The 26759-nt window shown below is 64.5% G+C and carries 33 protein-coding genes; 15 read left to right on the top strand and 18 right to left on the bottom strand.

All coding sequences use genetic code 11. The features are described from left to right. Window positions 1-60: 60 nt before the first annotated feature. From FLM21_RS06665 to aroQ, 14 genes are all read right to left on the bottom strand, one after another. Window positions 61-675 (bottom strand): ubiquinone biosynthesis protein, encoded by a 615-nt coding sequence (locus FLM21_RS06665; protein WP_148714816.1) that lies wholly within the window; start codon window positions 673-675, stop codon window positions 61-63. Beyond that, on the bottom strand, window positions 672-1262 hold the full coding sequence (locus FLM21_RS06670; protein WP_148714817.1) for a hypothetical protein: 591 nt from the start codon (window positions 1260-1262) through the stop codon (window positions 672-674). The genes FLM21_RS06665 and FLM21_RS06670 overlap by 4 nt, the downstream gene beginning before the upstream one ends. Before the next feature lie 24 nt (window positions 1263-1286). Then, the gene (locus tag FLM21_RS06675; RefSeq protein WP_148714818.1) at window positions 1287-1622 is read right to left on the bottom strand and encodes a hypothetical protein; all 336 of its coding nucleotides are present in this window, start codon (window positions 1620-1622) and stop codon (window positions 1287-1289) included. Next, a complete protein-coding gene (locus FLM21_RS06680) occupies window positions 1619-2332 on the bottom strand; it encodes a PspA/IM30 family protein (RefSeq protein WP_148714819.1) in 714 nt (237 codons plus the stop codon). Before FLM21_RS06680 ends, FLM21_RS06675 begins: the two co-directional genes overlap by 4 nt. A 17-nt stretch (window positions 2333-2349) precedes the next feature. After that, on the bottom strand, window positions 2350-2763 hold the full coding sequence (locus FLM21_RS06685; protein WP_148714820.1) for a DUF2170 family protein: 414 nt from the start codon (window positions 2761-2763) through the stop codon (window positions 2350-2352). A 235-nt stretch (window positions 2764-2998) separates the two neighbouring features. Continuing rightward, entirely contained in the window at window positions 2999-3772 is a 774-nt protein-coding gene (locus tag FLM21_RS06690; RefSeq protein ID WP_148714821.1) for a DUF3025 domain-containing protein, read from the bottom strand. Further along, window positions 3773-4249, bottom strand: a complete 477-nt coding sequence (locus FLM21_RS06695) for a hypothetical protein (protein ID WP_148714822.1) — start codon at window positions 4247-4249, stop codon at window positions 3773-3775. It abuts the gene before it with no gap. Window positions 4250-4372: 123 nt separating this feature from the next. Beyond that, window positions 4373-4873, bottom strand: a complete 501-nt coding sequence (tpx, locus tag FLM21_RS06700; protein ID WP_148714824.1) for a thiol peroxidase — start codon at window positions 4871-4873, stop codon at window positions 4373-4375. Between the two features lie 90 nt (window positions 4874-4963). Further along, window positions 4964-5500: a thiol peroxidase gene (gene tpx, locus FLM21_RS06705; RefSeq protein WP_148714825.1), complete on the bottom strand. Its 537-nt coding sequence runs from the start codon at window positions 5498-5500 to the stop codon at window positions 4964-4966. Window positions 5501-5568: 68 nt separating this feature from the next. Continuing rightward, a complete protein-coding gene (locus FLM21_RS06710; RefSeq protein WP_148714826.1) occupies window positions 5569-6681 on the bottom strand; it encodes a DUF3426 domain-containing protein in 1113 nt (370 codons plus the stop codon). Window positions 6682-6750: 69 nt separating this feature from the next. Next, a complete protein-coding gene (prmA, locus tag FLM21_RS06715; protein WP_148714828.1) occupies window positions 6751-7638 on the bottom strand; it encodes a 50S ribosomal protein L11 methyltransferase in 888 nt (295 codons plus the stop codon). A gap of 75 nt (window positions 7639-7713) precedes the next feature. Continuing rightward, window positions 7714-9078: an acetyl-CoA carboxylase biotin carboxylase subunit gene (gene accC, locus FLM21_RS06720; RefSeq protein ID WP_148714830.1), complete on the bottom strand. Its 1365-nt coding sequence runs from the start codon at window positions 9076-9078 to the stop codon at window positions 7714-7716. Window positions 9079-9208: 130 nt separating this feature from the next. Beyond that, complete coding sequence (accB, locus tag FLM21_RS06725; RefSeq protein WP_148714831.1) at window positions 9209-9664, bottom strand: acetyl-CoA carboxylase biotin carboxyl carrier protein; 456 nt, start codon at window positions 9662-9664, stop codon at window positions 9209-9211. Window positions 9665-9703: 39 nt separating this feature from the next. Then, a complete protein-coding gene (aroQ, locus tag FLM21_RS06730) occupies window positions 9704-10162 on the bottom strand; it encodes a type II 3-dehydroquinate dehydratase (RefSeq protein WP_148714833.1) in 459 nt (152 codons plus the stop codon). 220 nt (window positions 10163-10382) lie between these two features. Between aroQ and queA the strand changes: the two genes are divergently transcribed. Next, on the top strand, window positions 10383-11423 hold the full coding sequence (queA, locus tag FLM21_RS06735) for a tRNA preQ1(34) S-adenosylmethionine ribosyltransferase-isomerase QueA (RefSeq protein ID WP_148714835.1): 1041 nt from the start codon (window positions 10383-10385) through the stop codon (window positions 11421-11423). Window positions 11424-11596: 173 nt separating this feature from the next. On the opposite strand, the gene FLM21_RS06740 is transcribed toward queA, so the two are convergent. Beyond that, window positions 11597-11878 carry a hypothetical protein gene (locus tag FLM21_RS06740; RefSeq protein ID WP_148714836.1) on the bottom strand — a complete coding sequence of 94 codons (282 nt, stop codon included), beginning with the start codon at window positions 11876-11878 and terminating at the stop codon, window positions 11597-11599. A 15-nt stretch (window positions 11879-11893) separates the two neighbouring features. Between FLM21_RS06740 and FLM21_RS06745 the strand changes: the two genes are divergently transcribed. Continuing rightward, window positions 11894-12388, top strand: coding sequence for a DUF6803 family protein (locus FLM21_RS06745; protein ID WP_148714838.1), 495 nt, complete (start codon window positions 11894-11896; stop codon window positions 12386-12388). Between the two features lie 31 nt (window positions 12389-12419). Here the strand turns inward: FLM21_RS06745 and FLM21_RS06750 are convergent, their stop codons facing one another. Then, window positions 12420-13013 carry a CAP domain-containing protein gene (locus FLM21_RS06750; protein ID WP_148714840.1) on the bottom strand — a complete coding sequence of 198 codons (594 nt, stop codon included), beginning with the start codon at window positions 13011-13013 and terminating at the stop codon, window positions 12420-12422. Window positions 13014-13150: 137 nt separating this feature from the next. Between FLM21_RS06750 and tgt the strand changes: the two genes are divergently transcribed. The 10 genes from tgt (at window position 13151) to FLM21_RS06800 (ending at window position 21611) form a co-directional block, all read left to right on the top strand. Further along, window positions 13151-14278, top strand: coding sequence for a tRNA guanosine(34) transglycosylase Tgt (gene tgt / locus FLM21_RS06755; RefSeq protein WP_148714841.1), 1128 nt, complete (start codon window positions 13151-13153; stop codon window positions 14276-14278). A 155-nt stretch (window positions 14279-14433) separates the two neighbouring features. Continuing rightward, the gene (yajC, locus tag FLM21_RS06760; RefSeq protein ID WP_148714842.1) at window positions 14434-14763 is read left to right on the top strand and encodes a preprotein translocase subunit YajC; all 330 of its coding nucleotides are present in this window, start codon (window positions 14434-14436) and stop codon (window positions 14761-14763) included. A gap of 46 nt (window positions 14764-14809) precedes the next feature. Further along, entirely contained in the window at window positions 14810-16672 is a 1863-nt protein-coding gene (secD, locus tag FLM21_RS06765; protein WP_148714844.1) for a protein translocase subunit SecD, read from the top strand. A 13-nt stretch (window positions 16673-16685) separates the two neighbouring features. Next, window positions 16686-17621, top strand: coding sequence for a protein translocase subunit SecF (gene secF, locus FLM21_RS06770; RefSeq protein ID WP_148714845.1), 936 nt, complete (start codon window positions 16686-16688; stop codon window positions 17619-17621). A gap of 116 nt (window positions 17622-17737) precedes the next feature. Beyond that, on the top strand, window positions 17738-18379 hold the full coding sequence (locus tag FLM21_RS06775; protein WP_148714846.1) for a DedA family protein: 642 nt from the start codon (window positions 17738-17740) through the stop codon (window positions 18377-18379). A gap of 15 nt (window positions 18380-18394) precedes the next feature. After that, window positions 18395-19294 carry a malonyl-ACP O-methyltransferase BioC gene (gene bioC, locus FLM21_RS06780; RefSeq protein WP_148714847.1) on the top strand — a complete coding sequence of 300 codons (900 nt, stop codon included), beginning with the start codon at window positions 18395-18397 and terminating at the stop codon, window positions 19292-19294. Between the two features lie 11 nt (window positions 19295-19305). Continuing rightward, window positions 19306-19521 (top strand): hypothetical protein, encoded by a 216-nt coding sequence (locus FLM21_RS06785; RefSeq protein ID WP_148714848.1) that lies wholly within the window; start codon window positions 19306-19308, stop codon window positions 19519-19521. Beyond that, the gene (gene bioD, locus FLM21_RS06790; protein WP_148714849.1) at window positions 19518-20195 is read left to right on the top strand and encodes a dethiobiotin synthase; all 678 of its coding nucleotides are present in this window, start codon (window positions 19518-19520) and stop codon (window positions 20193-20195) included. Before FLM21_RS06785 ends, bioD begins: the two co-directional genes overlap by 4 nt. A gap of 76 nt (window positions 20196-20271) precedes the next feature. Then, window positions 20272-20850, top strand: a complete 579-nt coding sequence (locus FLM21_RS06795) for an SCO family protein (RefSeq protein WP_148714850.1) — start codon at window positions 20272-20274, stop codon at window positions 20848-20850. 8 nt (window positions 20851-20858) lie between these two features. Beyond that, window positions 20859-21611, top strand: a complete 753-nt coding sequence (locus FLM21_RS06800; RefSeq protein WP_187360118.1) for a flagellar brake protein — start codon at window positions 20859-20861, stop codon at window positions 21609-21611. 51 nt (window positions 21612-21662) lie between these two features. Here the strand turns inward: FLM21_RS06800 and adhP are convergent, their stop codons facing one another. Together adhP and FLM21_RS06810 are read right to left on the bottom strand one after the other, a co-directional pair. Next, complete coding sequence (gene adhP, locus FLM21_RS06805) at window positions 21663-22688, bottom strand: alcohol dehydrogenase AdhP (RefSeq protein ID WP_148714852.1); 1026 nt, start codon at window positions 22686-22688, stop codon at window positions 21663-21665. A 101-nt stretch (window positions 22689-22789) separates the two neighbouring features. After that, the gene (locus FLM21_RS06810; RefSeq protein ID WP_148714853.1) at window positions 22790-23716 is read right to left on the bottom strand and encodes a Rossmann-fold NAD(P)-binding domain-containing protein; all 927 of its coding nucleotides are present in this window, start codon (window positions 23714-23716) and stop codon (window positions 22790-22792) included. Window positions 23717-23736: 20 nt separating this feature from the next. On the opposite strand from FLM21_RS06810, the gene FLM21_RS06815 reads away from it, so the two are divergent. From FLM21_RS06815 to FLM21_RS06825, 3 genes are read left to right on the top strand one after another with little or no spacing between them, the layout of a single operon-like run. Next, complete coding sequence (locus tag FLM21_RS06815; protein WP_148714854.1) at window positions 23737-24765, top strand: CDP-6-deoxy-delta-3,4-glucoseen reductase; 1029 nt, start codon at window positions 23737-23739, stop codon at window positions 24763-24765. Between the two features lie 12 nt (window positions 24766-24777). Then, window positions 24778-25461: a response regulator transcription factor gene (locus FLM21_RS06820; RefSeq protein ID WP_148714855.1), complete on the top strand. Its 684-nt coding sequence runs from the start codon at window positions 24778-24780 to the stop codon at window positions 25459-25461. Continuing rightward, window positions 25421-26722, top strand: a complete 1302-nt coding sequence (locus FLM21_RS06825) for a sensor histidine kinase (protein ID WP_148714856.1) — start codon at window positions 25421-25423, stop codon at window positions 26720-26722. Before FLM21_RS06820 ends, FLM21_RS06825 begins: the two co-directional genes overlap by 41 nt. Window positions 26723-26759: the final 37 nt, after the last annotated feature.

The following is a 26759-nucleotide window of genomic DNA, read 5'->3' on the forward strand; positions in this document are numbered from 1 at the left end:
CGATACGTCGCTGCGGGCCCGCGCGGGGCGGGTCTGTTGTACGGGGTTGAAATTGCGGGATCAGCTGTCGTCGAGTGCGGCGATGGTGTAGCTGCCGCTGGCCGCGTCGTAGTCGACGATGACGGCGCGCGTACCGCGGGTGAGGGTGTTGGGGGTGCTGGCGCGGACCCGCAGGTTGATGCTGGCGCCGGCTCCTGCCACCTCGGCCTGGCCGAAGCGCTCGGTCACTTTCAGCGTCAGTACCTTGCACGCGCTGCCGACCAGTGCCGGATTGCGGATGGCGTTGTGGCTGACGAACAAGCCGCGCATCGGCCGCAGCACGGCGGCGGTGACCGGCAGGGCCACCGCGAAGCTGAGCAGCAGCAATGCTGCGCCGGCCAGGTAGTGCAGCCAGCCGGGCAGCCAGCCCACCAGATATTGATCGGCAAGGCAGGACACCAGCCATCCGGTTAGCGTGATCAGGCTGATGACGATGGAGAACGGCACGCCGCCCAAGCCCAGCGCCATCAGCTTGCCGGAAAGGTCGCCAAAGTCGCCGGCTTCCCCATCGACATCGAGCGCATCGATATCGACGAAACCGACCATGGCCGCGATCCAGTACAGCAGCACCACACCTAGCAACACCGTCCAGATGGCGGTGGGGAAGCGGCTGATGGTGTCGAGGAAACTGCTCATGGCGTGGCTCCTTCTATTTGCCCGGCGCGGATCAGCCGTGGCGTACCTAGGTGCGACAGATAGAGCGTGCCGCGCAGGCCGCGCTGCGCATCGATTACGTCAACTTGCCAGCCGCTGTACCAGACATGGCGCAACGTATCTGGCTGCAGCACGAAAGCCGGGCCGCCGATCTGCTCCGGCGTGGCGTAGAGCGCTACCTTGTTGTTGCGCCCGATGGCGATCACGGTGTGCGCATACACCTGCCGTTGCGGCACGGCAGCGACCATGCCGGTCGGCGCCCAGAACGTGGCCGGCAGTTGCGCCACCGGCACATCCGCGAGGCTGACGCCAGAAAACGTAGGGTGCGTGTCGTCGGCGCTACCGAGCGAATAGCTGGCGACTGTTCCGGATTGGGTACCCGCCGGTTGCTGCAGTCGCGGCCACTGGTTGTAGGCCACCAATGCCAGCAGACCGGTGATGCCAGTGAGCACAAGCAGCGTGCGAGCGCGACGGCGCAATACCGGCAATCGATGGAGCCAGTCGGTAAACCAGGCGCTGCCCATGGCCAAGCCGGGGGGCAGCATGTCGCGTGATTCGCGTTGAGTCATCGGTGGGCCTTCGGGTTGATGAGGTCAGGTGTGCGGTGCTTGTTGTCGGGCGAATACCAGCAGTTCGCCCTGCACCCGCTCCTTGATTTCCAGCCGTTGTTCCGGGGCGAGCCCGAAGCGCGCGGCGAGTGCGATGTAATCGTCGTCCGACAGCGTGACGGTGAGCCTGGGGCGCTTGGGGCGGCTGGTGACCGGCAGGTCGAGCACCTTGCGGATCTGGTCCGAGTTGCTGAGGTTGTGCTCGAAGGCGGCGCGGCGCACGGCCTGCATCACTTCCTCTTCCACGTCGAAGGCCACCTGCACCGCGCGGATGGCGGGCGCCGAGCTCTCCCAGCGCGGTGGCAGCCTTTTGTTGCTCATTCGGCTTGCTCGCCGTGGCCGGCTTCACGTCGCGCCTTGAGGCGGGCGAGCACGGCCTCCTTGCGGTTGGCGTTGTCACCGATGCCGGCCGCGGCCAGTTTCTGTTCCAGCGCCTTGTTGCCGAACTCGGCATCGAGCTCCTCGGCGGCCTTCATCCGGTCCGCCATCTGCGTATGCCGCTCCTTGATCCGTTCCAGTGATTCGCGGGCATTGCCGAGCTTGGAGGCGCCGCTGCCCATGCTTTGCGAGATCGATTCGGTGGCGCGGTAGACGCTTTCGGTGGTCTTGGCGACGGCGAGTTCGCGCTCGTGCTCGCGCACCCGGGTCTCGGCCTGCCGGATCAGATCCTTCAGGTTGGCAATGTGGCCGGCGAATTCACGTTGTGCCTGCTGCTGGGCGGCGCGCTCTGCCTCCAGCTCGGCAATGCGGCTGGCAACATCGACGGCGAGGTTTTCCTCGGCCTTGTCGAGCGCGGCCAGCGCGTGTTCCTCAAAGCGGGCGATCTCCTTGTCGAGTCGCTCGATCTCGCGGCCGGCGGCTTTTTCCTGCGCCATGACCAGCGTCAGGTCCTGCTTGGCGCGCACCAGCGCGGCCTTCGATTCGTGGATTTCCTGCTCGTAGATGCGGGTGGCATTGGCGTCCACCACACTCTCGCCGATTTCGCGTGCGCTGCCCTTGAGGGCGGTCAGGATCTTGCTGAAGACGGACATGTTGGGCTCCTAGTCGATCAGTGCAGGTAGTCGGCCATGGCTTCGAGGGCATCGACTGCGTTGTCGCTCAGCGCCAGCAGATCCTGGGCGAGATCGTCGGCACCGGCATCGCGGGCCAGTGCGCCGTACAGCAGGTACTTGTCGCCGATGCGGCCGAACGAGGACAGTGGAATGGCCACATTGAGGTCGAGCATGGCTTCGAGCAGGGCGGTACGGCGGGCTGGGGCAATGTCGTGCTCGGTCCAAAGGTAACAGATGCACAACAGCTGGCTGTCAGCTTCCGTGATGAAGATCGGCAGCTCTTCCCGGCCGCTGACCGCGACCTTGTACACCACGACCTCGCCAGGAATGCGCTCGACGTCAAATGCGCCCAGCTGGCTGGCAAGTCGTTGTCCTGCCTCGGAAATGCGCTGTTGCAATGCGTGGTCCATGGCGACTCCTCGTGATGGATGCATTCAACATAATCGGCTTGACATATGATGTCAAGACATTTTATGTCTTGGTGGTGCGTGAAACCCGACACGGTGACAGCCTGCGTAGACTGGCTTGCGCTAGGTTGATGTGTAAGTTTTTAAGAGAGTAGCTTGCGTCAGGCTGCGATGGTGCAGCCTGTCTTTCGGTCGATGCAAGCAGCGTGACGGAGACGGGTGTGGTTGCAACAGGCGGTCAACGGCGGCGCGAGCGGAAGTAGCTGTGATTCGCGTAAAAGCTGGCGTCTTGCTGCGGCCACCAGCCCGGGATGCCGAGGTAGGGCAGCGGCGGCAATTGGCGCGGTGTGGTCAGCCAGCCCGCGGAGAGGGATGTGCAAACCTGGCTATCCAGCTGTGCCATGCGCGCAGCCAGCGGCAAGGCGAAGAAGGCAGGCTCGACCTGCACCGGCCAGCATTTGCCGGTGAGGCCGGTGAATGGCGCCAACAGGTTCTCGAAGGTGGCGTGGCCGAATACCAGTGCATCGATATGGCGACCCCAGTCGTCACGGCGGTCGACGAACAGTGTGGACCATTCATGCCCGACCAGCAGCTCCAGCAGGGCCGGATCGCTGTAGGGCACGATCAGCCCGCATTCGTCGAACAGCGTGGCGGCATCGCGCACCGGCCCACGCGGCCCTTGGCCGGTATCCGGCAGCAGTCGATAGTGCAACGCATTGAGCGCGGCCTTGCTGCGGGGGTAGCTGTGCCAGACCAGCGCGTTGAAGCAGTCGTGCCAATCATCGCGCGTAGCAATGCGGCCCAGCTCGTAGATCTCCGCCTCGTAGTAACGACTGAGGCTGGATGGATCGACGCACTGCAGTGGCAGGCCGGACTGGGTGTGGACCGGTGGCAGGCGTTGCCAGTCGGCGAGCGCTGGCACGCGTGGCAGCTGCGCCGTGAGCGGCGCGAGCAAAGCAAAGGCCGGATGCGCCAGCGCATCCGGCCAGTGTTGCCCTGCGATTCCCGGCATTTACAGCTTGCCGAGTTCCAGCCGGCCCTCGCCAAGTACCGGGGCGCCAGCGTTGGCGTCATCGAGCGCCTTTACGGTCAGGAAATAGGCCTTGCCCGGGGTGCAGGGCGGCAGGTAGTTGCCGTCGCCGCCTTGCGGGCCGGAAACCAGCGAAAAGCCACCGGGCAGCTTGCCCTGCGCCTGCACGCTGGGTACCTGCGCGCTGGCGACGCCCTTGTTCACCGCGAACAGCAGCTTGCCATTGCTGCCTCCGCCGCGCTCGTTGAATTCCAGCAGGATGGCACCGGTGCCGGGGGGCAGGTCGAACACATTGAGGGCCGGCGTCGAGCCTTGGCCGCCGAGCTTGGCGCATTGCTGGCCGGGTGGCACGGCCACGCCGTTCCAGGCCGGGTTGGCGAAGCGCACCGTCAGTCTGGGGCCGGCCAGGGCGGGCAGCGCGGTGAGGGCGAGCAGGGCACAGAGCAGAGGGCGTTTCATGGTCCGTTCATTCCATATGACGACAGGGGCATACCCTTTACGCGAATTGTAACGGATATGCCCCTGCCGTAACGGTGATCGGGTCAACAGCGTTGACGACTCACCGTGTGAAAACGCACGCGATCAGGAGAGCGCGGCGAGCGCGGTGCCGTAATTCGGCTCGTTCTTGATCTCGGCGACAAGTTCGCTGTGCAGCACCTTGTCGTTCTCGTCGAGCACCACCACGGCACGAGCAGCCACGCCGGTGAGCGGACCCGAGGCGATATCGACGCCGTAATCGTTCAGAAACTGGCGACCGCGCATGGTCGACAGCGTCACCACGTTGGCGAGGCCTTCCGCGCCGCAGAAGCGGTTCTGGGCGAACGGCAGGTCGGCCGAGATGCACAGCACCACGGTGTTGCTGAGCTGGCTGGCGGCTTCGTTGAAGCGGCGCACCGAGGTGGCGCAGGTGGGGGTGTCGATGCTCGGGAAAATATTCAGTACCTTGCGCTTGCCAGCAAAGCTGGCAAGGGTGACATCGGCGAGGTCCTTGCCGACCAGGGCGAAGGGTTTGCCGGTGTCGCCGGCCTTGGGGAACTGGCCATTGACCGTGACGGCGTTGCCGCCGAGGGTGACTTCAGACATCGTTTTCTCCAGTGGGCTTGAAACGGGGGTGAACAAAAGGCCCTGCCTCCAGATGGGGGCAAGGCCCATGATGACAAGCGGGAATGACGATCAGGCTTCGGTCTCTTCCTCGACCACCGGTTCGGGTGGGAACAGCGCCTGCAGCATCAGGTCGTAAAGCGGTTCGCTGTTGATGTCCGCAACCAGTTCCGCATAGCGCACGTTGTCGTCGGTATCGAGCGCGATCAGCGCGGTGGCCATCAGTCCGGACAGCGGCACGTCGGTGATCATCACGCCGTAGTCCTTGTGGAAATCCCGGCCACGCAGCGTGGAGAGCAGCTGCAGCCGGTGCAACCCTTCCTGTTGCGCCACGCGCGCCAATGCATACGGCGTATCGACCGACACCACCAGCACCACGGTGTTGTCGAGCTGTGCTGCGACGGCATCAAGCCGCTTGGCGATGGCAAGGCCGATCGCGGCATCGATGCTGGGCACCACCGCGATCACCTTGCGTCGGCCCCAGAACTTGGAAAGCGGTACGTCCTGCAGTTGCATGTCGACCAGCATGAAGCTGTGCGCGGTTTCGCCGACATGCGGGAAACGACCGCCGACGCTGATCGGGGTACCGTTGAGCATCACGGTGGCCATGCTGTGGTCCTCGTTGTCCGGTTGACGTTCCAGTATCGCCAGCACCCCCGTCGAATACAAGGCGGGGCTTACGGGTAGAACCAGTAGATGGTGTAGCCGGTGGACGACAGGTCGCCTACATCGATCTGCAGCATGGCATGCAGCTCGTCGTTCGAGCCCAGCTCGCCGCGGCCCTTCTCGCTGTTCACGAGGTATTCGGCGGGCGGAAAGCGCTTCTTGGCGACCACTTCCTCGCGGGCATTGGTCAGCGTCAGCTCCAGTGTCGGCAGTGCCTGGGCATACGGCGCCAGATTGCGCACCGAGGCCGACAGCTGGATCAAGTTGTTGTGATCGGGCAGGTAGGTCAGCTCGGAATAGTCCGAGCGCAACAGCTCGGCATTGCGTGGCAACGGCATGGCGCAGCCCAGCTGGGCGCAGGCGGCGACCAGTGGCGGACGCAGCCAGGGGAAATCGGTGGCCAGCTGGTTGCGGAAATAGAGGCCGGCCTGGGCGATCAGGGCCAGGGTCAGCAACAGGCACAGCGGGATGGCCAGCCAGCGCCAGCGTGATGGCGGCTCGGGGGGCGTGAGCAGCGCCTCGTCTTCCAGCGAGCGGATCGGCCGATACACCGAGTTGAGCGTGAGCGGTGATTCCTTCAGTGCTGCCTTCAGCGCTTCCTGGTCGCGTGGATCGGCTTTGGGCTTCTCGCTGATCGGCGATGGCACCGGCACCGGTATCGGGGCGGGTACGGCTTCGGTGCGCGCTTCCTCCTGTTCGCTGGCCGCTTGCGCGGCCACGGCCTTGGCAGCCAGTCGAGCTTTGCGGGCAGCAATCACCATCTCGGCGACGCTGGGCTCCGGTGCCTGTGCGCCTTCGGCTGGCGCATGGGCTACCGCAGCAGGTTCGTCGGCCACTGGTGGCTCGACAGGTGCCGGCGCGGGTGGGGTGGATGCGATCGGTTCGGGCAGCGCTATGGGCGGTGCAGGGACAGCGGCAGGCGTCGCAACGGGGGCGGGCGCTGGCTCGACGGCCACCTGCTGCGGGACCGGCTCTGGCTCGGCCAGCGTTTCCTCCAGGCAGGCGCGGGCGTTGAACACGAAGCTGCACTTGCCGCAACGCACCTTGCCGCCGTGGGCAGCGAGCTGGGACTCGCTCACCTTGAAGGCGGTCTGGCAGTTGGGGCAGCGCGTCACATGGTTCATGGGGCTCGATTGTAGCGGCCTTGCGGGCCAGCGCAATCGTCGCGGCGTAGAAAACGCGTCGCTGTGGTATCAGCGCTTGCTGCCGGACAGGCAGACCCAGCCTTCCTCGATCACCGGCGGGTTCAAGTCGAACCAGGCGGCGTAGATCGCGGTGACGTCATCGGCCTGCTCGGCGAGGATGCCCGAGAGCGCAATGCGTCCACCGGCGCGCACCCGGCTCGCCAGCATCGGTGCCAGTGCCTTCAGCGGGTTGGTGAGGATGTTGGCGATCACCACGTCGTATTCGCCCTCAGGCGCCTCATCCGGCAGGAAGAAGGCGATGTCGACGCCATTTTGCTCGGCGTTCTGCCTGCTGGCGATCATCGCTTGCGGATCGATGTCGACGCCATGGGTCTGACCGGCGCCGACTTTCTTCGCCGCGATGGCGAGAATGCCGGAGCCGCAGCCGTAGTCGAGTACGGTCTCGTTCGCCTGGATATGCGCATCCAGCCAGCGCAGGCACAGCCGGGTGGTCGGATGGCTGCCGGTGCCGAAGGCGAGGCCTGGATCGAGCGCAATGTTGATCGCATCGGCGTCAGGTGCCTCGTGCCAGGTCGGGGTGATCCACAGCCGAGCGGAAATCGGGATGGGATCGAACTGCGACTGGGTCAGCCGTACCCAGTCCTGATCCTCGACCGACACGGTCTCGAACGCCGGCGGCGCAATGCCAAGCTGATTGGCCGCCGCTGTCACCGTCAGTGCCGGGTCCATCTCGTCGCCCAGGTGGGCGACCACCACGCTGTGGTCCCACATCTGATCCACGGGTTCGCCCGGCTCGCCGAAGATCGGTTTTTCCTCGTCGGTGCCGGCCGCGGCGTCCTCGATGCTGACCGACAACGCGCCCAGGTCGAACAATGCGTCGGACAGCGCCTCGGCATGCTTGGAATCGGTGGTAATGCGCAGTTCGGTCCAGGGCATGGCAATACTCGAAAACGGGAGGGTAGAAACGCAGAGTGAGGCTTGCGCCTCACTCTGTCACCTGATTGGATGGACTCAGTTGCCTTCCAGGATGGCCCGGATCGCCGGCATCTGGTGTTCCAGGTAGTGGATGCTGGTACCGCCCTTGGCGAACTCGGCATCCAGCAGCAGCTGCTGGTGCAGCGGGATGTTGGTGTGGATGCCCTGCACCACCATTTCCGACAGCGCGATGCGCATCCGGGCCATGGCCTGGGCGCGGGTGTCGCCGTAGGTGATGATCTTGCCGATCATGCTGTCGTAGTTGGGCGGCACGAAATAGCCCTGGTAGACGTGCGAATCGACGCGCACGCCCGGGCCGCCCGGCGTATGCCAAGTGGTGATGCGGCCAGGGCTGGGCACGAACTTGAGCGGGTCTTCGGCGTTGATCCGGCACTCGATGGCGTGGCCCTTCAGCTTCACGTCCTTCTGCGTAAATTGCAGCGGCAGGCCGGCGGCGATGCGGATCTGCTCCTGCACGATATCGATGCCGGTGATCAGCTCGGTGACCGGATGCTCGACCTGCACGCGGGTGTTCATTTCAATGAAATAGAACTCGCCGTTCTCGTACAGGAATTCGAAGGTGCCGGCACCGCGGTAGCCGATCTCGCGGCAGGCCTTGGCGCAGGCTTCGCCGATCTTCTTGCGCTGTGCATCGGTAATGCCGGGTGCCGGCGCTTCCTCGATCACCTTCTGGTGGCGGCGCTGCATCGAGCAGTCGCGTTCGCCCAGGTAGATGGCGTTGCCATGCTCGTCGGCCAGGATCTGGATTTCGACGTGGCGCGGGGTCTGCAGGAATTTCTCCATGTAGACCACCGGGTTGCCGAAGGCGGTTTGCGCCTCGCTCTGTGTCATCTCGACCGAGCGCAGCAGCTCTTCCTCGGCGTGCACTACACGCATGCCGCGACCGCCGCCGCCGCCGGCGGCCTTGATGATGACCGGGTAGCCCACCTTCTTGCCGAGCGCGATGATTTCCTTCGGGTCTTCCGGCATGGCGCCGTCCGAACCCGGCACGCAGGGCACGCCGGCCTTCTTCATCGCATCCTTGGCCGATACCTTGTCGCCCATCAGGCGGATCGATTCCGGGCGCGGGCCGATGAAGACGAAGCCCGATTCCTCGACGCGTTGCGCGAAATCGGCATTTTCCGAAAGAAAGCCGTAGCCGGGGTGGATGGCCTGGGCACCGGTGACCTCGGCAGCCGAGATGATGGCGGCCATGTTGAGGTAGCTCTGCGGCGACGGGTTGGGGCCGATGCAGACCGATTCGTCGGCGAGCTTCACATACTTGGCTTCGCGGTCGATCTCGGAATGGACGACCACGGTCTTGATGCCCATCTCGCGGCAGGCGCGCAGCACCCGCAGCGCGATTTCGCCGCGGTTGGCGATAAGGACTTTTTCAAACATCTGGTTTTCCCGGGAAGAGGGAAGAGGGAAGTGGGAAAGGGGCTGGACGGACAGCCGGCGGGCGTTCGATCACGCCTGCCCGCGGTGGTTCCACTTCCCCGATACCCTGGGCTTCATCCTCTCCGAAGGATTAGCCAATCACGAACAGCGGCTCGCCGTATTCGACCGGCTGGCCGTTCTCGACCAGGATGGCCTTGATCACGCCGGCGTGATCCGCTTCGATCTCGTTGAGGAGCTTCATCGCCTCGATGATGCACAGCGTATCGCCGACGTTCACCGACTGGCCGACTTCGGCGAAGGCCTTGGCGCCCGGCGAAGCCGAGCGGTAGAAGGTGCCGACCATCGGCGACTTCACGACAAAGCCTTCCGGCAGGCCGCTGGCGGCAGGCGCGGCTTCGGCTGCAGCGGCCACGGGCGCGGCAGCGGGGGCTGCCTGGTATTGCACCGGTGCCTGCGCGTAAACCGGCGCGGCGTTCTGATTGACGCGGGTGATGCGAACCTTTTCCTCGCCCTCGGTCACTTCGAGCTCGGCGATGCCGGACTCTTCGACGAGGTCGATCAGTTTTTTCAGTTTGCGCAGATCCATACGGCAACCCTTCTTAGATGTATATGGAATTGCGTCCGTTCAGGACGCTTGTGGTATCGGATACTCGAGCGCGAAGGCGAGGGCATATTCATAGCCCTTGGCACCCAGCCCGCAGATCACGCCCACGGCGAGATCGGAGAAGAACGAGTGGTGACGGAATGCCTCGCGGGCATGCACGTTCGACAGGTGCACCTCGACAAACGGCTTCTTCACCCCCGAGATCGCATCGCGCAGCGCAACGCTGGTATGCGTGAACGCGGCCGGATTGATCACGATCACATCGGTGCCGTCATTCAGCGTGGCGTGGATGCGCTCGATCAATTCGTATTCGCGGTTCGACTGGAAGGTGTCGACCTTTGCGCCGGCAGCCTGGCCTTGAGCGACCAGTCGGGCATTGATCGTGGCGAGTGTGTCCGCGCCATAATGCTGCGGTTCACGTACGCCCAGAAGGTTGAGATTGGGACCGTGCAATACCAGTACCTTGCGGTCGTTGGGCATGGCCACCTCGTGTTGTTCTGTACTCCTGAGATGGGGCGGAGTTTGCCGAGCCGATTTCGCGTTGTCCAGCCATTTCGACGAAATTCCCAGCAAATTGCAGTCAAAACACTCGTTTGATTTTGCGATATGGCCAGCGTTGGTGCGGGCTGCCGACAGGTTATGCTGTTACAATTCGCCCCCTGTTTACGGCTGATCGGCACGCTGCCGGCTCTCTTTTTCGATGCAAGTTTCCGATTTCGACTACCACCTGCCCGAACACCTGATCGCGCAGTTTCCTCCCACTGAACGCGGCGCCAGTCGGTTGCTGCATGTCGATGGGACGCAGCTGGATGACGGCTGGTTCCGCGAGTTGCCTCGCTTGTTGCGCGCCGGCGATGTGCTGGTGTTCAACGACACCAAGGTGATCAAGGCCCGACTGTTCGGCCACAAGGCCTCGGGTGGGGCGATCGAGGCGCTTGTCGAGCGCGTGCTCGATACCCGCTGCGCGCTCGCGCATGTGCGGGCCTCCAAGGCGCCCAAGCCGGGAGCGACGCTGTTGTTCGACGGTGGTTTTGCAGCGGAGATGGTCGAGCGGCGCGGTGATCTGTTTTTGCTGAAGTTCGCCGGCGATGTCAGCGTGCTCGACATGCTCGACGCCGCCGGGCGGCTGCCGCTACCGCCCTACATCACGCACACGCCGGATGATGAGGACGCGCGTCGTTACCAGACCGTGTACGCGCGCGATCCCGGCGCCGTTGCCGCACCCACTGCCGGCCTGCATTTCACTGATGCGCTGCTTGAGCAGTTGCGTGCCATGGGCGTATCGACGCATTTCCTCACGCTGCATGTCGGTGCCGGCACTTTCCAGCCGGTACGGGTCGACAATATTGCCGACCACACCATGCACCATGAACGCTACGCCATTCCGTCGTCGACCATCGAGGCGATCCGGGCGGCCAAGGCGAGCGGCGGCCGGGTGATCGCGGTGGGCACCACCAGCCTGCGCGCGCTGGAGGCCGCCTCGCAGCACGGCCTGCTGGCCGAACCGGAAGGTGATACCGATATCTTCATCACGCCGGGCTACCAGTTCCGCGTGGTCGACCGGCTGATCACCAATTTCCACCTGCCGAAGTCGACGCTGTTGATGCTGGTGTCGGCCTTTGCCGGCTTCGAGACGATGAAGGCTGCGTATGCGCATGCCGTCGCCGCCGAATACCGCTTCTTCAGCTATGGCGATGCCATGCTGCTGGAGCGTGCCGCAGGCGCTGGGCAGCCGGGCTGAACGCGCGTTTGCCCTGGATCAAGCCGCTGTCATTTACCGACGGCAAGCCTGGCTGAGAGGTGCAGAATCGGCCTGTTTCCATCGTGGCGATGGTCGATGCGCATCTTGCTGTGTTGCCTGATCTGGACGCTTGCCGTGCTGGCTTGGCCTGCGGGCGCACGGGTCGTTGCATGTCACGAATCGGCGCAAACGGTCGTTGCCGCGCCTGCCCATGCGCCTGTGCACAATGTCGATTGCAAGGCCGCCACGCGTTGTTGCTTGGCACCAGTGCCGCTTGCTGCGTTGCCCGTGCTTATCGTGCCAGCAGGTTTTTCGGCGGTGCGCCTTACCCATGAGCCGGCTGGCCGCACGCTGGAGCCGGTCGCGCCGCCGCTACCACCGCCGCGCTTGCTCGCCTGATTGTGTTTGCCCGCCGCCTGCCGCGGCGGATTGCGCCGCATGGCGCTCACGATCATTGCGAGACTTGAATCATGGACATGACGCATTACATGGCGCTGCTGGCCGCCAACCAGCCGTGGAACCTACTGATCTTTATGGCGGTGCCGGTGATCCTGGCTGAAACCGTGGCGATCACGGAACTCTTCATCCTGCTGCGACGCCAGATGGCGGGTACGCTGCGCCGCATCAACCGCGCTGCCAGCATCGCCGCCGGCGTGTATTTCAGCGGGGTATTCGTGTACCTGCTGTTCACCGCAGTGATCCCGCTGACACGCGACGGGTTGTGGCGCGGACCGGCGGACTGGATTGCGGTGGGGTTCTACCTGGCCGGCGTGATCCCGCTCGGTGGCTTGGCCTTGCTGGATCTGGGCTTGATCTATCGCCAGGCCGATGCCGAGCGGCGCATGGCGGTGCATGCCGCGCTGGTGGCGGTGTTCCTGGTGGTGGCCCATGTCGCGATGGTATTCGGCATGCTCGATCCCACCGTGCTTGGCGCGCCGTCGCTCGCCATGCACGCCGGGCACTGAGACCCGGCGGTGATGTGTTGGCGGGCCTGGCTCAGTACGGGTTCTGACCAACGTAGTTGCCCGCGGGGAGGTAGTTGCAGACCCAGACCTCCCCCTGGGCGCAGCGGGCGCGGCCGCAGCCGACGGCTGTCGTGGTCTTCCAGACGATTTGCGTGTAGTGTCCGCACGCCTTGCCGGCCGCACAGCTCTTGGTGGCGAAGTCGTAATCGGCTTTCTCGCCGGACCAGGAGGCAATGACGTCGGTAGCGCTCCAGCGGTAGCCGCTGTAGGCCGACGAGACCCATCCGGCGAACAGGTTTTCGCCGGTGGTCGTGCCACCCAGCTGGCGTTCGCTGCCGCTGCGGTGCGTCAGGCCGCAGTTGTTGTCGTTGGCCAGATGATTGGCCCAGGTCTGGGCGAAGGCCGCGAGCTCGTTCGACCAGGTGAGGTCGGGCAGCCCGGCATGCTCGGCACGACGCACGCTGTTGTGCTGATCGAGCAGGTTGCTGGCGAGCGTATCCACCGGCGTGGGCGTCGGTGCAGTGGCGACTGGCGTGGGTGTCGGCGTGGCCGCGGTGTCCTCACCGCCGCCCCCACCGCCGCAGGCGGTGAGGAACAGGCACAGCAGCATGCTAGGCAAACGCATTGGTTGATCCTTTGGGGGAGAAACCACAGGTTTTCAAAGCCGCACAGGGTGCGGCAAGCGTGGATTGCCTCAGTGGCGATCTGCGTGGTGTGAATGGCGCCGGACTGTTTTCCGGTGGCGACATGGAGTGAAAGACGATGGTCGAACAAGGCCTGCAGTTCACGCTGCACAAGACGAGCGGCGGCGCGCGCCGCGGCACGGTGGAACTCAACCACGGCAAGGTGGAAACCCCCGTGTTCATGCCGGTGGGCACCTACGGCACGGTGAAGGCGATGACGCCGCGTGACCTGAATGACATCGGTGCGCAGATCGTGCTCGGCAATACCTTCCACCTGTGGCTGCGCCCGGGGCTCGACGTGATCGGCCAGTTCGGCGGCCTGCACCGCTTCATGGGCTGGGACAAGCCCATCCTCACCGATTCAGGCGGCTTCCAGGTGTTCAGCCTCGGCGAGATGCGCAAGATCACCGAGGAGGGCGTGAAGTTCCAGAGCCCGGTAAACGGCAGCAAGCTCTTTCTCACGCCGGAAGAATCGATGCGCATCCAGACGGTGCTGAACTCGGACATCGTGATGATCTTCGATGAATGCACGCCGTATCCGGCGGATCGTCGGCAGGCGGCGGAGTCGATGCGGCTGAGCCTCAGATGGGCACGCCGCTCGAAGAGCGAATTCACCGCACGCAACAATCCAAATGCGCTGTTCGGCATCGTGCAGGGTGGCATGTACGAGGAGCTGCGCGACGAATCGCTCGCCGGGCTCGACGACATCGGCTTCAACGGCATGGCCATCGGCGGCCTGTCGGTGGGCGAGCCCAAGGAGGACTTCGCCCGCATCCTCGCACACACCGCGCCGAAGCTGCCGGTGAACAAGCCGCGCTACCTGATGGGGGTGGGTACGCCGGAAGACCTGGTGTACGGCGTGAGCCAGGGCATCGACATGTTCGATTGCGTGATGCCCACCCGTAATGCGCGCAACGGCATGCTGTTCACCCGCTACGGCGACATCCGCATCAAGAACGCCAAGTACCGGCTCGACACCCAGCCGCTCGATGCCTCGTGCGACTGCTACACCTGCCGCAATTTCAGCCGCGCCTATCTGCACCACCTGTTCCGGGCCGGCGAGATCCTCGGTGCGCAGCTCAATACCATCCACAACCTGCGCTACTACCAGGTGCTGATGCGCGAGATGCGTGCCGCCATTGAGGCCGATGGCTTCCCCGGCATGGTGTCGCGCTTTCATGCCGATCGTGCGCGGGGTGTCGATTGATGCGACGATAGGCAGTCAGTTTCAAGCTGACTGGCATGACAGTGGGAACCGAATGCGGGTATTAGCGGTCGGTGTGCGGGTGGATTTAGCCACCCGCGCGGGCTAGAATGTCCCGCTTTGTTCAGACCCTCATAGACAATAAAAGGTAGTTCCGAATGTTCCTCATCGAACCTGCATACGCTCAGGCGGCGCCCGCTGGCGCGGAAATGGGCTTCATGTCCTTCCTGCCGATGATCGTGATCTTCGTGCTGTTCTGGTTCCTGATGATCCGGCCGCAGCAAAAGCGCATGAAGGAAATGAAGGCGATGATCGACGCGCTGCAAAAGGGCGACGAAGTCGTGACCAATGGCGGCGTGCTTGGCAAGGTGGCCAAGGCTGGCGATCAGTTCCTGACGCTGGAAATCGCCGATGGCGTCGAAATTGTCGTGCAGCGTTCCGCAGTCTCCCAGCGCCTGGAAAAAGGCACCATCAAGAACAACAAATAACGATGGAAAGGCGGTATGACCGCCTTTCTTTCATGGATGCCCCACCATGAACCGCTACCCGTTCTGGAAATACCTGCTGATCGCCGTTTCGCTGATCGCAGCCTTGCTCTACACCCTGCCCAACTTCTTCGGCGAAAGCCCGGCCGTGCAGATTTCGCCGGCCCGCTCGACCGCCAAGGTCGATCAATCCACGCATGAGAAGGTGATGGCCGCGCTCAAGGGCGCAGGTATCACGCCGGATGAGGATATCCCGGACGTCGCTTCCTTCAAGCTGCGCTTTCGCGATGCCGAAACCCAGCTCAAGGCCAAGGATGTGATCCAGACTGCGCTCGGCGATGACTACATCGTCGCGCTCAACCTGCTGCCGCAAACGCCGTCCTGGCTGGCCAGCATCGGTGGCAAGCCGATGTTCCTGGGCCTTGACCTGCGCGGTGGCGTGCATTTCCTGCTGGAAGTGGACATGAAGGCTGCGGTCGACAAGCAGCTGGAAAAGGTCGCCGGCGATATCCGCCGTGAACTGAAGGACCAGAAGATTCGCTACGGCCGTGTGACCCGCGAACGCGACAGTGTTTCGGTCGGCTTGCGCGACGAGGACACGCTGGCCAAGGCTGCCGGCGCCGTGCGCCGTGTGCTGCCCGACCTCAAGATCGAGGAAAGCCGCAACCCGGGCGACTATCGCCTGACGGTGCGCTTCTCGCCCGAGGCACAGGCCAAGCTGCAGAACGATGCAGTGGCGCAGAACATCACCACGCTGCACAACCGGGTGAACGAGCTTGGCGTGGCTGAACCCATCATCCAGCAGCAGGGCCAGGGCCGGATCGTGGTGCAGCTGCCGGGCGTGCAGGACACCGCCAAGGCCAAGGACATTCTCGGCCGTACCGCCACGCTGCAGATCCGCATGGTCGAGGACGACCAGCAGAAGCTGGCCGATGCCATGGCCGGCAAAGTGGCACCGGGGCTGGAACTGGTGCCAGTGGCTGGCGTACGTGCCGGTCAGCCGGGAGCCGAACTGCTGAAGACCGAGGTTGAACTCACCGGTGACAACATCACCAAGGCCGAGCCGACCTACGACCAGAACAACAACCCGGTGATCGGCCTCGGCCTCGACTCCACTGGCGCTTCGATCTTCCGCGCGCTGACCCGCGAGAACATCGGCAAGCGCATGGCCATCGTGCTGGTCGAGAAGGGCAAGGGCCAGGTCATCACCGCGCCGCGCATCAATGCCGAGCTCGGTGGCAGCTTCGTGATCGAAGGCGGCGGCATGACCGTGCAGGAAGCGAATGACATCTCGCTACTGGTGCGTGCAGGCTCGCTGGCCGCGCCGATGAACATCGTCGAGGAACGCACCATCGGCCCGTCGCTCGGCAAGGAGAACATCGAGAAGGGCTTCCACTCGACCCTGTGGGGCTTCATCGCCATCGCCATCTTCATGATCCTGTACTACCGCATCTTCGGCGTGGTGTCGGCGATCGCGCTGTCGGCCAACGTGCTGTTCCTGCTGGCGCTGCTGTCGGCCATCGGTATCACGCTCACGCTGCCGGGCATTGCCGCCATCGCGCTGGCGCTGGGGATGGCGATCGACTCCAACGTGCTGATCAACGAGCGGATCCGTGAGGAACTACGTAATGGCATGAGTCCGCAGATGGCGATCCAGAACGGTTACGGCCACGCCTGGGCGACCATCCTGGATTCCAACATCACCACGCTGATCGCTGGTATCGCGCTGTTCATCTTCGGCTCGGGCGCGGTACGTGGCTTTGCCGTGGTGCACTGCCTGGGCATCCTCACCTCAATGTTCAGCGCGGTGATGGTGTCGCGCGCGATGATCAACCTGATTTACGGCTACCGCCGCCGCCTGACCGGTCTGTCGATCGGCCAGGTGTGGGTGCCGCAACAAAAGCAAGCATAAAAGGGGCGCCGACATGGAGTTCTTCCGCATCAAGCAGGACATCCCGTTCATGAGCTACGGCAAGCTCACGACGGCGATCTCGTTGCTCACCTTCATCGCTGCCGTGTTCTTCCTGATGACCAAGAGCCTCAACTTCGGCGTCGAGTTCACCGGTGGCACGGTGCTGGAGCTGCGTTACGCGCAGCCTGCCGATCTGAACCAGGTACGCAGCGCCGTCGACAACCTGAAGTACGGCGAATCGCAGGTGCAGGCGCTCGGCACCACGCGCGACGTGATGGTCCGGTTGCCCAACATCAAGACCAAGTCCAGCGCTCAGCTGTCGAACGAAGTGCTGACCGTGCTCAAGCAGCAGCGCAGCGACGTCGAGCTGCGCAAGGTCGAATTCATCGGCCCGTCGGTGGGCGAGGAGCTGGTCAGCCATGGCCTGCTGGCACTGGCGCTGGTGTGCGTCGGCATCATCGCCTACCTCGCCATCCGCTTCGAATGGCGCTTCGCGGTCTCCGCCGTGATTGCCAACATGCACGATGTGGTGATCATCCTGGGCTGCTTTGCGCTGTTCCAGTGGGAATTCTCGCTGACCGTGCTCGCCGGTATCCTCGCCGTGCTCGGCTATTCGGTGAACGAATCGGTGGTGGTGTTCGACCGGATCCGCGAAAATTTCCGCAAGCCCAATCTGCGCGGCAAGACCGTGCCGCAGGTGATCGACAATGCGATCACCGCGACGATGAGCCGGACCATCATCACCCACGGCTCGACCGAGGCGATGGTGCTGTCGATGCTGCTGTTCGGCGGCCCGGCACTGCATGGTTTCGCCATGGCACTGACCATCGGCATCGTGTTCGGCATCTATTCGTCGGTGCTGGTCGCGTCGCCCTTGCTGCTGATGTTCGGCGTCACCCGCGAGAACATGGTGAAGCCGGTGACGGTGAAGGAAGAAGCCGTCGTCTGATCGCCCGGTGGGCGGTCAATCCGGCAGACCGGCGGCTGAGCCGCCGGTTTTTGCTTGTGTCTGACCGTCATCGCCAACCATTAAGCTGCAACCTCCACTGCACCTGAGCCCAAGCCATGGATTTCAACCCGATTGATCTGTTCCTGCATCTCGACACCTACCTGGAAACCTTCGTGCGCGAGTACGGGGTCTGGGCCTATGCCGTGCTGTTCGCCGTGATCTTCTGTGAGACCGGCCTGGTGGTGATGCCGCTGCTGCCCGGTGATTCGCTGCTGTTCGTGGCCGGCATGCTGGCGGGGGGCGGGCTCTTCAACGTACACCTGCTGTGCCTGTTGCTGTTCATCGCTGCCGTCGCCGGGGATGCGCTCAACTACACGATTGGCCGCTATTTCGGCCACAAGCTGTTCGCCAATCCGAATTCCAAGGTGTTCCGCCGCGACCATCTGGAAAAGACCCATGCCTTCTACGAGAAGCATGGCGGCAAGACCATCATCATTGCCCGCTTCGTGCCCATCGTGCGCACCTTCGCGCCCTTCGTTGCCGGCATGGCCGAGATGAGCTACGCCAAGTTCTTCACTTTCAACGTGGTCGGCGCCTTCGTCTGGGTGTATTCGCTGACCTTCGCCGGCTACCTGCTCGGTGGCATTTCCTTCATCAAGGACAACCTGACGCTGATCATCCTCGGCATCATCTTTGTCTCCATCCTGCCGGGCCTGATCGAAGTGGCACGCCACAAGCTGCGCCGCGCTCCGGCCTGAGTCCTGTTCCGCTGCATGTCCGAATCGTTCTATACCGACAAGGCCGCGATGCGTGCGGCCTTCGACAAAGCGGCTACCGGCTACGATGCCGCAGCCGTGCTGCAACGCGAGGTGGCCGATCGCATGGCCGAGCGCCTCGACTACATCAAGCTGGTGCCAGGCCGGGTACTCGATGCCGGCTGTGGCACGGGGTATGCCAGCCCCATGCTGCGCGCCCGCTACCCGGAAGCCCAGCTCGTCGAACTCGACCTCGCGCCCGGCATGCTGCAGGTGGCGCGGCAGAAAGGGCAGGGCGGCATGTTGCAGCGCTGGTTGCACCTGTTCGAGCGCAATCGCGTGCTGCAGGTGTGTGGCGACGTCGAGCGCCTGCCGATGGCCAATGCCTCGGTCGAGCTGATCTGGTCCAATCTCACGCTGCAATGGTGCAACACGCCCGATGCTGCGTTTGCCGAATTCTTCCGCGTGCTGAAGCCGGGCGGCCTATTGATGTTCTCGACGCTGGGCCCGGACACGCTGAAGGAATTGCGCACCGCGTTCGACGGCATCGACGGCCATAGCCACGTGAACCGCTTCATCGACATGCACGACTTGGGCGATGCGCTGGTGAAGGCCGGCATGGCCACGCCGGTGATGGATATGGAACAGATCACGCTGACCTATCCCGATGCCAAGGCGGTGATGCGCGACCTCAAATCGATCGGTGCGCATAACGTTACCGAGGGCCGTGGCCGTGGCCTGATGGGCAAGGCGGCCTGGCAACAGGTGGTGGCGCAATACGAGCGCTTCCGCCACGCCGGTGAGCTGCCGTGCAGCTATGAAGTGGTCTACGGCCATGCCTGGAAGCCCGAGCCACGCCCCGGCCAACTGGCCGATGGCAGCCAGGTGATCGAATTCAGGCCGCGCCCGCGCGGCTGAGGCGAGGGCCGGTGTTGAACGTCACATCCAACTTCGACAACGCGCGCCACGCGGTGGGGTTCGTGTGTTTCGATGCGACCATCGCCGAGTCGCCGACGCTGCCCGATGTGGACGCAGCGTGCTGCGCTGCTTCCATAAGTGGGCGTGTCTTGGCATCGCACTGCGAATCCGGCCGCAGCGACGATTTCACCCGCCCGGCGCTGAGCATCCATTCGGTGCGCGCGTGAGTATCCGCTACTTCATCACTGGCACCGACACTGAAGTCGGCAAGACTGTGGTCACCTGCCAGTTGCTGCGGGCCTTTGCCGCGCACAGCTTGCGGACAGTGGCGATGAAGCCGGTGGCCTCCGGTTGCGAGCTGGTTGCTGGCGATCTGGTCAATGCCGATGTGGTGGCGCATGCCGCTGCCGGCAACGTCGACGCGCCGCTGGCCTGGCGCAGCCCCTATCGCTTCGCCCCGCCGATCTCGCCGCACTTGGCGGCGCGCGAGGCCGGTGTCACTGTCAGCCTCGATCACCTGGCCGATTGCGCGGATCGGCTCGGATGCCTGGCCGACGTAGTACTGGTCGAAGGGGCCGGGGGCTGGTATGCGCCACTGACCGAACATGAGACGATGGCGGACCTCGCGGTGCACCTTGCCGCACCGGTCATCCTGGTGGTGGGGATGCGGCTTGGCTGCATCAACCACGCTTTGCTGACAGCGGAGTCGATCGCCGCACGAGGTGTGCGGCTGGCCGGCTGGATCGCCAATGCGGTCGATCCCGGCATGGCGCGATATGCTGACAACGTGGCAGCGCTGCAACAGCGCATCACCGCACCGCTGCTGGCCGAGGTGGGCCACTCGTCAGATGCAGAACGGGGCAGCCTTCCGTCGCCTGCCGTGGTAACCTTGCTGCCCTGAATGCTTGCGTCAGCTAAGTGCCGGGCGCACACTTGCCGATAATAGATATCAGTCATCGCTTATAGAGCATGCAACCATGATTGTCCGTTTGTTGCGCCTGCTGGTGTTGGTGGCCGCCATCGTGGCGCTGGCCGCCTGCTCGCGCCCGCCGTTCAAGGGCAGCGACCTGACCGGCGCCAATTTCGGCGGTGATTTCCAGCTGGTCGACCATACCGGCAAGGCCCGGCTGCTTTCCGACTACCGCGGCAAGGTGATTGCGCTGTTCTTCGGCTACACCCATTGCCCGGATGTCTGCCCCACCACCATGGCCGAGTTGTCGGCTGCGATGAAGCAGCTCGGCGACAAGGCTGGCGAGGTGCAGGTGCTGTTCGTTTCGGTCGATCCCAAGCGGGATACGCCGGCGCTGCTTTCGCAGTACGTGCCCGCCTTCAACAAGCGCTTCGTCGGCCTGACCGGTACCGAGGCGCAGGTCAGCGCAGTGGCCAAACAGTACAAGGTGGTTTACCAACGTCAGGATCAAGCTGACAGCTATACGGTCGACCATACTGCAGGCACCTATCTGCTCGATCGCAAGGGGCGGCTGCGCGTGCTGGAGAACTACGGCGCCGGCCCGGACGTGCTGGCCCATGATCTGGCGTTGCTGGTCGAGGAATGAGACCGACCATGGAAGACGAACGCACTCTCGCACAGTTGCCGGACGATCCCGATCTCGAACGGTACCGCATGGTGAATCCGCTCGAGATCGGTGCCGTGTTGCGGCAGCTGCTGTCCCGCGGCGACTTTGTCACCGTGCATTTCGGTCGCGGCCAGATGATGATCACCCGCATCCTGCAGGTGGACGTCGCCTCGCGCAGCTTCTGTTTCGACTGGGCCGGGCAGGAAGAGTTGAATCGAGCGTTGCTCGCTTCCGAGCGCAATATCTGCGTGGCGGCGCCCGATGGCGTGCGCGTGCAGTTCGTGCTGCCCCGGCCGCGCGAGGCGAGGGTGGATGGCCGCCCGGCGTTTATCGTTGCCTTCCCGCCGGATCTCATCAAGCTGCAGCGCCGCGAGTTCTTTCGCATCGAAACGCCGCTGGCCCATCCCTTTGTCTGCCGCTTCGGCCTCGCCGAAGGCGCGCGGATGACATTGTCGCTGCATGATCTGTCGCTTGGCGGCATCGGGCTGTGGGCGACGCAGGATGATGCGCAACGGCTGGAGCGCGGCCTGCTGCTCCACGATGCGGTGATCGAGCTCGGTGCGGCAGGCACCGTGCAGACCGACCTCGAAATCCGCTCGCTGCGCCCGATGACCTCGCGCACCGGCGAGGTTCGCATCCATGTCGGTTGCCGCTTCCTCAACCTGACCCGTGGTGCCGAGGCGAGCGTGCAACGGTTGATGGCGCAGCTGGAGCGCGAGCGCAAGGCGCTCACCGGCTAGGATGCCCATGCAAAAAGCCGCTCCATCGAGCGGCTTTTTTTTTGCGGCTCGCTATTGCAGGTCCAGCACCACCCGGCCCAGCAACTCACCGCGTTCCATCTTGGCGAACACGTCGTTGATGTCGGCCAGCTTGGCGAGCGTGTAGTGCGCCTTCACCTTGCCGGCGGCGGCGAACGCCAGGGCTTCCTTCAGATCCTGGCGGGTGCCGACGATGGAGCCGCGGATGGTCTTGCGGGCGAGCACGATGTCGAAGATCGGTGTCTTGAAATCTCCCGGTGGCAAGCCGACCAGCGACATGGTGCCGCCACGGCGCAGTAGCGCGATGCCCTGGTCGAACGCGGCGGGCGATACGGCGGTGACCAGCACGCCATGCACGCCGCCGACATCGCGTTGCACTTCGGCCGCGACATCGCCCTGCGTGTAGTCGTAGGCAAGATCGGCGCCTAGCTCCTTGGCCAGTTGCAGCTTGTCGGCGCCACGATCGATCGCGATCACGTTGAAGCCCATGGCTTTGGCATACTGCACGGCCACATGGCCCAGGCCACCAACGCCGGAAATAGCCACCCACTGACCTGGTCGGGCATCAGTTTCGATCAAGCCCTTGTAGGTAGTGACACCGGCGCACAGGATGGGCGCCGCATCGAACGGATCGAGCCCCTTGGGGATGACGCCCACGTAATCGGCCGCCGCCAGGCTGTATTGCGAGAAGCCGCCGTTCACCGAATAGCCGGTGTTGTGCTGTTCGGCGCAGAGCGTTTCCCAGCCGGTGGTGCAGGGCGTGCAGTGCCCGCATGCGTCATGCAGCCATGGCACGCCGACAATGTCGCCGACCTTGATGCGGCTGACGCCAGCGCCGAGCTTCACCACTTCGCCTACGCCCTCGTGGCCCGGGATGAATGGTGGCGCTGGTTTCACCGGCCAATCGCCGTGCGCCGCGTGCAGATCGGTGTGGCAGACGCCGCAGGCGATGTTGCGGATCAGAACCTGGCCGGGGCCAGGATCGGGGATGTTTACCTGGGTGACGTCGAGCGGTTGCTTGAATTCGCGCACCAGCGCGGCGAGGGAGGCAGTGGACATGACAGGCTCCTTGGAATCCGCCGTGGCTTGTCGGCACACGACGGCTGGACTGGTCGAAGCGCCGGGATCACCGGCTTGCCCGATCAGTCTAGTCGCTGGACCTATCTTTTCCTTTGATTTGCCGCAAGCTCGGCGTGTGCGGCAAAAAAGTCGTCGACCGTGGCGTAGCGCAGCCGCATGCCTAGCTCGACCTTGAGCCGATGGTTGATCATCCGCCGCGATTCGTTCAGATACGACAACATGGCCGGACTGAGCCGCGTTTGCGCCTCGCTGCGGCTGACGCGCGGTGGCCGCGCCAGCCCGGCTGCATCGGCCACCCGGTCGAACCAGTCGGCCATTGGCTGCGGTGCGTCGTCGCTGGCGTGGTAGCACCGCAACGGGCGGGCGCGGAACAGCGCCAGGCTGACAATGCGGGCGAGGTCATCGGCGTGGATGTGGTTGCTGTAGCTGTCCTCGGCGGCATGCAGCACCACGTCGCCGCGCGCCACGCGATCCACCGGCAGCCGGTTGGTGGCATAAATGCCCGGTGCGCGTAATAGGCCGAGCTCCACATGCCGACGGCGGGCCCATCGTCGCAGTTGCTGTTCCGCGTCCAGCCGGCGCCAAGCCCTGTCGTTGTTGGGGCGGGCCGGCCGGGTTTCAGGTAGCCACGCACCGGCGCAGTCGCCATAGATGCCGCTGGTGCCGATGTAGACGGCGCGGCGGGGTGCTAGAATCGGGCCATTGCCGCGCGGGCGCGCTAGTGCTGCCAGCAGCCGGCGGGTTCGGCGGTCGGTTCGGCCGGTCGCTGCAGGCGGCGCGCTGTGGATCAGCGCATTGGCGATGCCGGCCAGTCGAGCCAGGCTGGCGCGCCGGTCGAGATCGGCCGGAACTGGTACCACGCCGAGCGCGCGCAGGCGCGCTGCTGCTTCGGCGGTACGCGCGGTGGCGTAGAGCCGGAAGCGCCGTTCCAGCCAGGGCAGCGCGCGTTCGAGCACATCGCCACAGCCGATCAGCAACAGGCGTCGCGCAGCCCTTCGTTTTTGCATTGCAATCCTAAGATTCCAGAATGACCAAGCAACTTACCATCCAGCCCTCGGGCCAGCAAATCACCGCGGACGACGACGAAACCATCCTCGCCGCGGCCCTGCGCGCCGGTTTCAACATGCCCTACGGCTGCAAGAACGGCGCCTGTGGTGCTTGCAAGGGGCAGGTGCTGTCGGGCGAAGTCATGCATGGCGACCACGCGGAATCCGCGTTGTCGCACACCGAGATGAGCCGGGGCGTGGCGCTGTTTTGCTGTGCCAAGCCGGTGGGCGACGTGGTGATCGAATGCAAGGAAATCTCGGCGACCAAGGATATCCAGATCAAGACGCTGCCGTGCCGGGTGGAGGCCATCGATAAGGTCTCGCACGATGTGGCGGTGCTCAAGCTCAAGTTGCCCACCACCGAGCGGCTGCAGTTCCTCGCCGGCCAGTACATCGATATCCATGCCAAGGGCGGCAAGAAGCGCAGCTTCTCGATCGCTAACGCGCCGCACGAGGACGATCACATCCAGCTACACATCCGCCATGTGCCGGGCGGCGAGTTCTCCGAATACGTATGGAGCACCATGCAGTTGAAGGAGATCTTCCGCTTCACCGGGCCGCTGGGGTCGTTCTTCCTGCGCGAGGACAGCGACAAGCCCATCCTGTTCATTGCCACCGGCACCGGCTTTGCGCCGATCAAGGGCATGCTGCAGTACGCCTTCCAGAAGGGCATCGAGCGCGAGATGGTGCTGTACTGGGGGGCTCGCACGCTGGCCGATCTCTATATGCCGGAGCTGCCCAGCGAATGGCAGCAGCAGCATCCCAACTTCACCTTCATCCCGGTGCTGTCCGAACCCAAGCCCGAGGACAACTGGCCGGGCCGGATCGGCTTCGTGCACGAAGCGGCGCTGGAGGATTTCGGCAGCCTCGCCGGTTACCAGGTCTATGCCTGTGGCGCGCCGGTGATGGTGGAGGCCGCGTACAAGCACTTCGTAGCGCGCAAGCTGCCCGAGGACGAGTTCTTCTCGGACGCCTTCTTCACCACCAAAGACCTCGCGACCAAGTTGTGAGCGGCGATGGCGATGCACATCCTGATCGTCGAAGACGACGCCGACATCGCCGCCAACCTGCATGACTATCTCTCCGCGCGCGGCCATCAGGTCGACGCCGCGCCCGGTGGACTGGTCGCGCTGCATCTGGCGGCCAGCACGCCGTTCGACGCCATCGTGCTCGATCTCGGCCTGCCGGGCGTCGATGGCCTGACGGTGGCGCAACGGCTGCGGCAGGATGCGCGCCTCGCCACGCCCATCCTGATGCTGACTGCGCGTGACACGCTCGACGACAAGCTCGACGGTTTCGCGGCCGGTGCCGACGACTACCTCGTCAAGCCATTCGCGCTCAAGGAAGTGGAAGTGCGGCTGGCCGCGCTGGTGAAACGGGCACAGGGCCGGGTGGTCGATGGCAGCTTGCATCTGGGAGCGCTCGACTACGATCCGGTCAGCGGCGTCGCCTGCTGGCACGGCGATGAACTCGCGTTGCCTCCCAAGGCGCTGCAACTGCTGGTGATCTTGCTGGGGCGTCCCGGCCAATTGTTCAGCCGCAGCACGCTGGAACTGGCGATCTGGGGAGAGGAGCAGGAGACCAGCGATGCATTGCGCACCCAGCTGTCGGTATTGCGCCGGGCGCTGACGGCGCCAGCATGGGCCTGCCCGCTGATCACCGTGCATGGCCGCGGCTACAAGCTGGTCGACCCTGATGCGGCCTGAACGCCAGACTCGCCGACGCAGCCTGCGCTGGCGACTCGCCCTTGCCTTTGCGCTGCTGACCACGCTGGCGCTGGTGGCGCAGGCCGTGGCGCTGTTCGTTGCCAGCGAGGAGCAGGAAGAGGATCTGATCGACGAGGTGGTGAACACGGCGCTCGATGGCGTGATCGCCGCCCGGGCGCGGGGCGAGCAGCCGACGCTGGCGGCCCACCTCACCACCTTCGACGCGCCTGCAGGAGCCTGGCCGCCCGGCCTGCCCGAGCCGCTGCGCGCCTTCCCGGTCGGCAACCACGAGTGGTACGCCGGCGAGACGGAGTTCCATGTCGGGGTGCGTGATACGGCAGGGCGACGTTTCTACGTGCTGTACGACACGGCGGCGCACGAAGCCCGGCTGGACATGCTGCTGGTGGCACTGGCAGCCGGCGTGGTGGTGCTGGCGCTGCTTGCGTTGTGGCTGGGCATCTGGCTGTCTGGCGCGCTGCTGCGGCAACTCGGTGAGTTGGCGCAGCGGGTAACGGCCGATGCGGCAGAGCCATTGGCCCGACCGGATCAGGATCTGGAAGTGGCAAGCCTGGCAATGGCACTCGACGAGTATCGGCAGCGCAATGCCGAGTTGATCGCGCGTGAGCGCGAATTCACCGCCAATGTCAGTCATGAACTGCGCACGCCGCTGACCCGGATCCGGACCGGCGCGGAGCTGCTGGCGGAGCAGGGCGATGCGCGGGCACAGCGGGTGATGTCGGCGGTCGATGAGCTGGAGCGGCGCTTGCGCGGGCTGCTGTTCCTCGCGCGGGCCGAGGCCGAACCGCGCCCCGAACCGGTGTGGTTGCACACGTTCGTGGCCGAGGTGCTGGCGAACCACGCAAAGCCTGCGGAGGCCAAGGGCCTGGCATTGCACAATCGGGTTGCCACTGATGTCGTGCTCGAGGCTGATCCGGCACTGCTCGGGTTGGCGCTCGACAACCTGGTCGGCAACGCGGTGCGCTATACCATGGTGGGTTCGGTCAGCCTCGATTTCGCTGCCGGCTGGTTGAGCGTCACCGATACCGGGATTGGCATTGCCAGCGAACGCCAGCAAGCGGTATTCGAGCGCCATGTGCGCCTGACCGATGCGGGCGACGGCATGGGCTTGGGGCTGGCCATCGTGCGGCAAGCGGCTGATCGCTGCGGCTGGGCATGCCGGCTCGACAGCGCGCCGGGGCAGGGCAGCGTTTTTGCGTTGCGGCTGGCGAGCCTCACGGAATCCTCATACAACCCCGTGTAAAGTACGCGGCCCACCTCACTATCGTGGCGGCTGTCTT

It is taken from the genome of Chitinolyticbacter meiyuanensis (assembly GCF_008033135.1).
Lineage (GTDB): Bacteria > Pseudomonadota > Gammaproteobacteria > Burkholderiales > Chitinibacteraceae > Chitinolyticbacter > Chitinolyticbacter meiyuanensis.

Bases quoted from the DNA above. Each gene is read 5' to 3' on its own strand.
- FLM21_RS06665 (WP_148714816.1), bottom strand. From the start codon at position 675: ATGAGCAGTTTCCTCGACACCATCAGCCGCTTCCCCACCGCCATCTGG.
- FLM21_RS06670 (WP_148714817.1), bottom strand. From the start codon at position 1,262: ATGACTCAACGCGAATCACGCGACATGCTGCCCCCCGGCTTGGCCATG.
- FLM21_RS06675 (WP_148714818.1), bottom strand. From the start codon at position 1,622: ATGAGCAACAAAAGGCTGCCACCGCGCTGGGAGAGCTCGGCGCCCGCC.
- FLM21_RS06680 (WP_148714819.1), bottom strand. From the start codon at position 2,332: ATGTCCGTCTTCAGCAAGATCCTGACCGCCCTCAAGGGCAGCGCACGC.
- FLM21_RS06685 (WP_148714820.1), bottom strand. From the start codon at position 2,763: ATGGACCACGCATTGCAACAGCGCATTTCCGAGGCAGGACAACGACTT.
- FLM21_RS06690 (WP_148714821.1), bottom strand. From the start codon at position 3,772: ATGCCGGGAATCGCAGGGCAACACTGGCCGGATGCGCTGGCGCATCCG.
- FLM21_RS06695 (WP_148714822.1), bottom strand. From the start codon at position 4,249: ATGAAACGCCCTCTGCTCTGTGCCCTGCTCGCCCTCACCGCGCTGCCC.
- tpx (WP_148714824.1), bottom strand. From the start codon at position 4,873: ATGTCTGAAGTCACCCTCGGCGGCAACGCCGTCACGGTCAATGGCCAG.
- tpx (WP_148714825.1), bottom strand. From the start codon at position 5,500: ATGGCCACCGTGATGCTCAACGGTACCCCGATCAGCGTCGGCGGTCGT.
- FLM21_RS06710 (WP_148714826.1), bottom strand. From the start codon at position 6,681: ATGAACCATGTGACGCGCTGCCCCAACTGCCAGACCGCCTTCAAGGTG.
- prmA (WP_148714828.1), bottom strand. From the start codon at position 7,638: ATGCCCTGGACCGAACTGCGCATTACCACCGATTCCAAGCATGCCGAG.
- accC (WP_148714830.1), bottom strand. From the start codon at position 9,078: ATGTTTGAAAAAGTCCTTATCGCCAACCGCGGCGAAATCGCGCTGCGG.
- accB (WP_148714831.1), bottom strand. From the start codon at position 9,664: ATGGATCTGCGCAAACTGAAAAAACTGATCGACCTCGTCGAAGAGTCC.
- aroQ (WP_148714833.1), bottom strand. From the start codon at position 10,162: ATGCCCAACGACCGCAAGGTACTGGTATTGCACGGTCCCAATCTCAAC.
- queA (WP_148714835.1), top strand. From the start codon at position 10,383: ATGCAAGTTTCCGATTTCGACTACCACCTGCCCGAACACCTGATCGCG.
- FLM21_RS06740 (WP_148714836.1), bottom strand. From the start codon at position 11,878: ATGATCGTGAGCGCCATGCGGCGCAATCCGCCGCGGCAGGCGGCGGGC.
- FLM21_RS06745 (WP_148714838.1), top strand. From the start codon at position 11,894: ATGGACATGACGCATTACATGGCGCTGCTGGCCGCCAACCAGCCGTGG.
- FLM21_RS06750 (WP_148714840.1), bottom strand. From the start codon at position 13,013: ATGCGTTTGCCTAGCATGCTGCTGTGCCTGTTCCTCACCGCCTGCGGC.
- tgt (WP_148714841.1), top strand. From the start codon at position 13,151: ATGGTCGAACAAGGCCTGCAGTTCACGCTGCACAAGACGAGCGGCGGC.
- yajC (WP_148714842.1), top strand. From the start codon at position 14,434: ATGTTCCTCATCGAACCTGCATACGCTCAGGCGGCGCCCGCTGGCGCG.
- secD (WP_148714844.1), top strand. From the start codon at position 14,810: ATGAACCGCTACCCGTTCTGGAAATACCTGCTGATCGCCGTTTCGCTG.
- secF (WP_148714845.1), top strand. From the start codon at position 16,686: ATGGAGTTCTTCCGCATCAAGCAGGACATCCCGTTCATGAGCTACGGC.
- FLM21_RS06775 (WP_148714846.1), top strand. From the start codon at position 17,738: ATGGATTTCAACCCGATTGATCTGTTCCTGCATCTCGACACCTACCTG.
- bioC (WP_148714847.1), top strand. From the start codon at position 18,395: ATGTCCGAATCGTTCTATACCGACAAGGCCGCGATGCGTGCGGCCTTC.
- FLM21_RS06795 (WP_148714850.1), top strand. From the start codon at position 20,272: ATGATTGTCCGTTTGTTGCGCCTGCTGGTGTTGGTGGCCGCCATCGTG.
- FLM21_RS06800 (WP_187360118.1), top strand. From the start codon at position 20,859: ATGGAAGACGAACGCACTCTCGCACAGTTGCCGGACGATCCCGATCTC.
- adhP (WP_148714852.1), bottom strand. From the start codon at position 22,688: ATGTCCACTGCCTCCCTCGCCGCGCTGGTGCGCGAATTCAAGCAACCG.
- FLM21_RS06810 (WP_148714853.1), bottom strand. From the start codon at position 23,716: ATGCAAAAACGAAGGGCTGCGCGACGCCTGTTGCTGATCGGCTGTGGC.
- FLM21_RS06815 (WP_148714854.1), top strand. From the start codon at position 23,737: ATGACCAAGCAACTTACCATCCAGCCCTCGGGCCAGCAAATCACCGCG.
- FLM21_RS06820 (WP_148714855.1), top strand. From the start codon at position 24,778: ATGCACATCCTGATCGTCGAAGACGACGCCGACATCGCCGCCAACCTG.
- FLM21_RS06825 (WP_148714856.1), top strand. From the start codon at position 25,421: ATGGCCGCGGCTACAAGCTGGTCGACCCTGATGCGGCCTGAACGCCAG.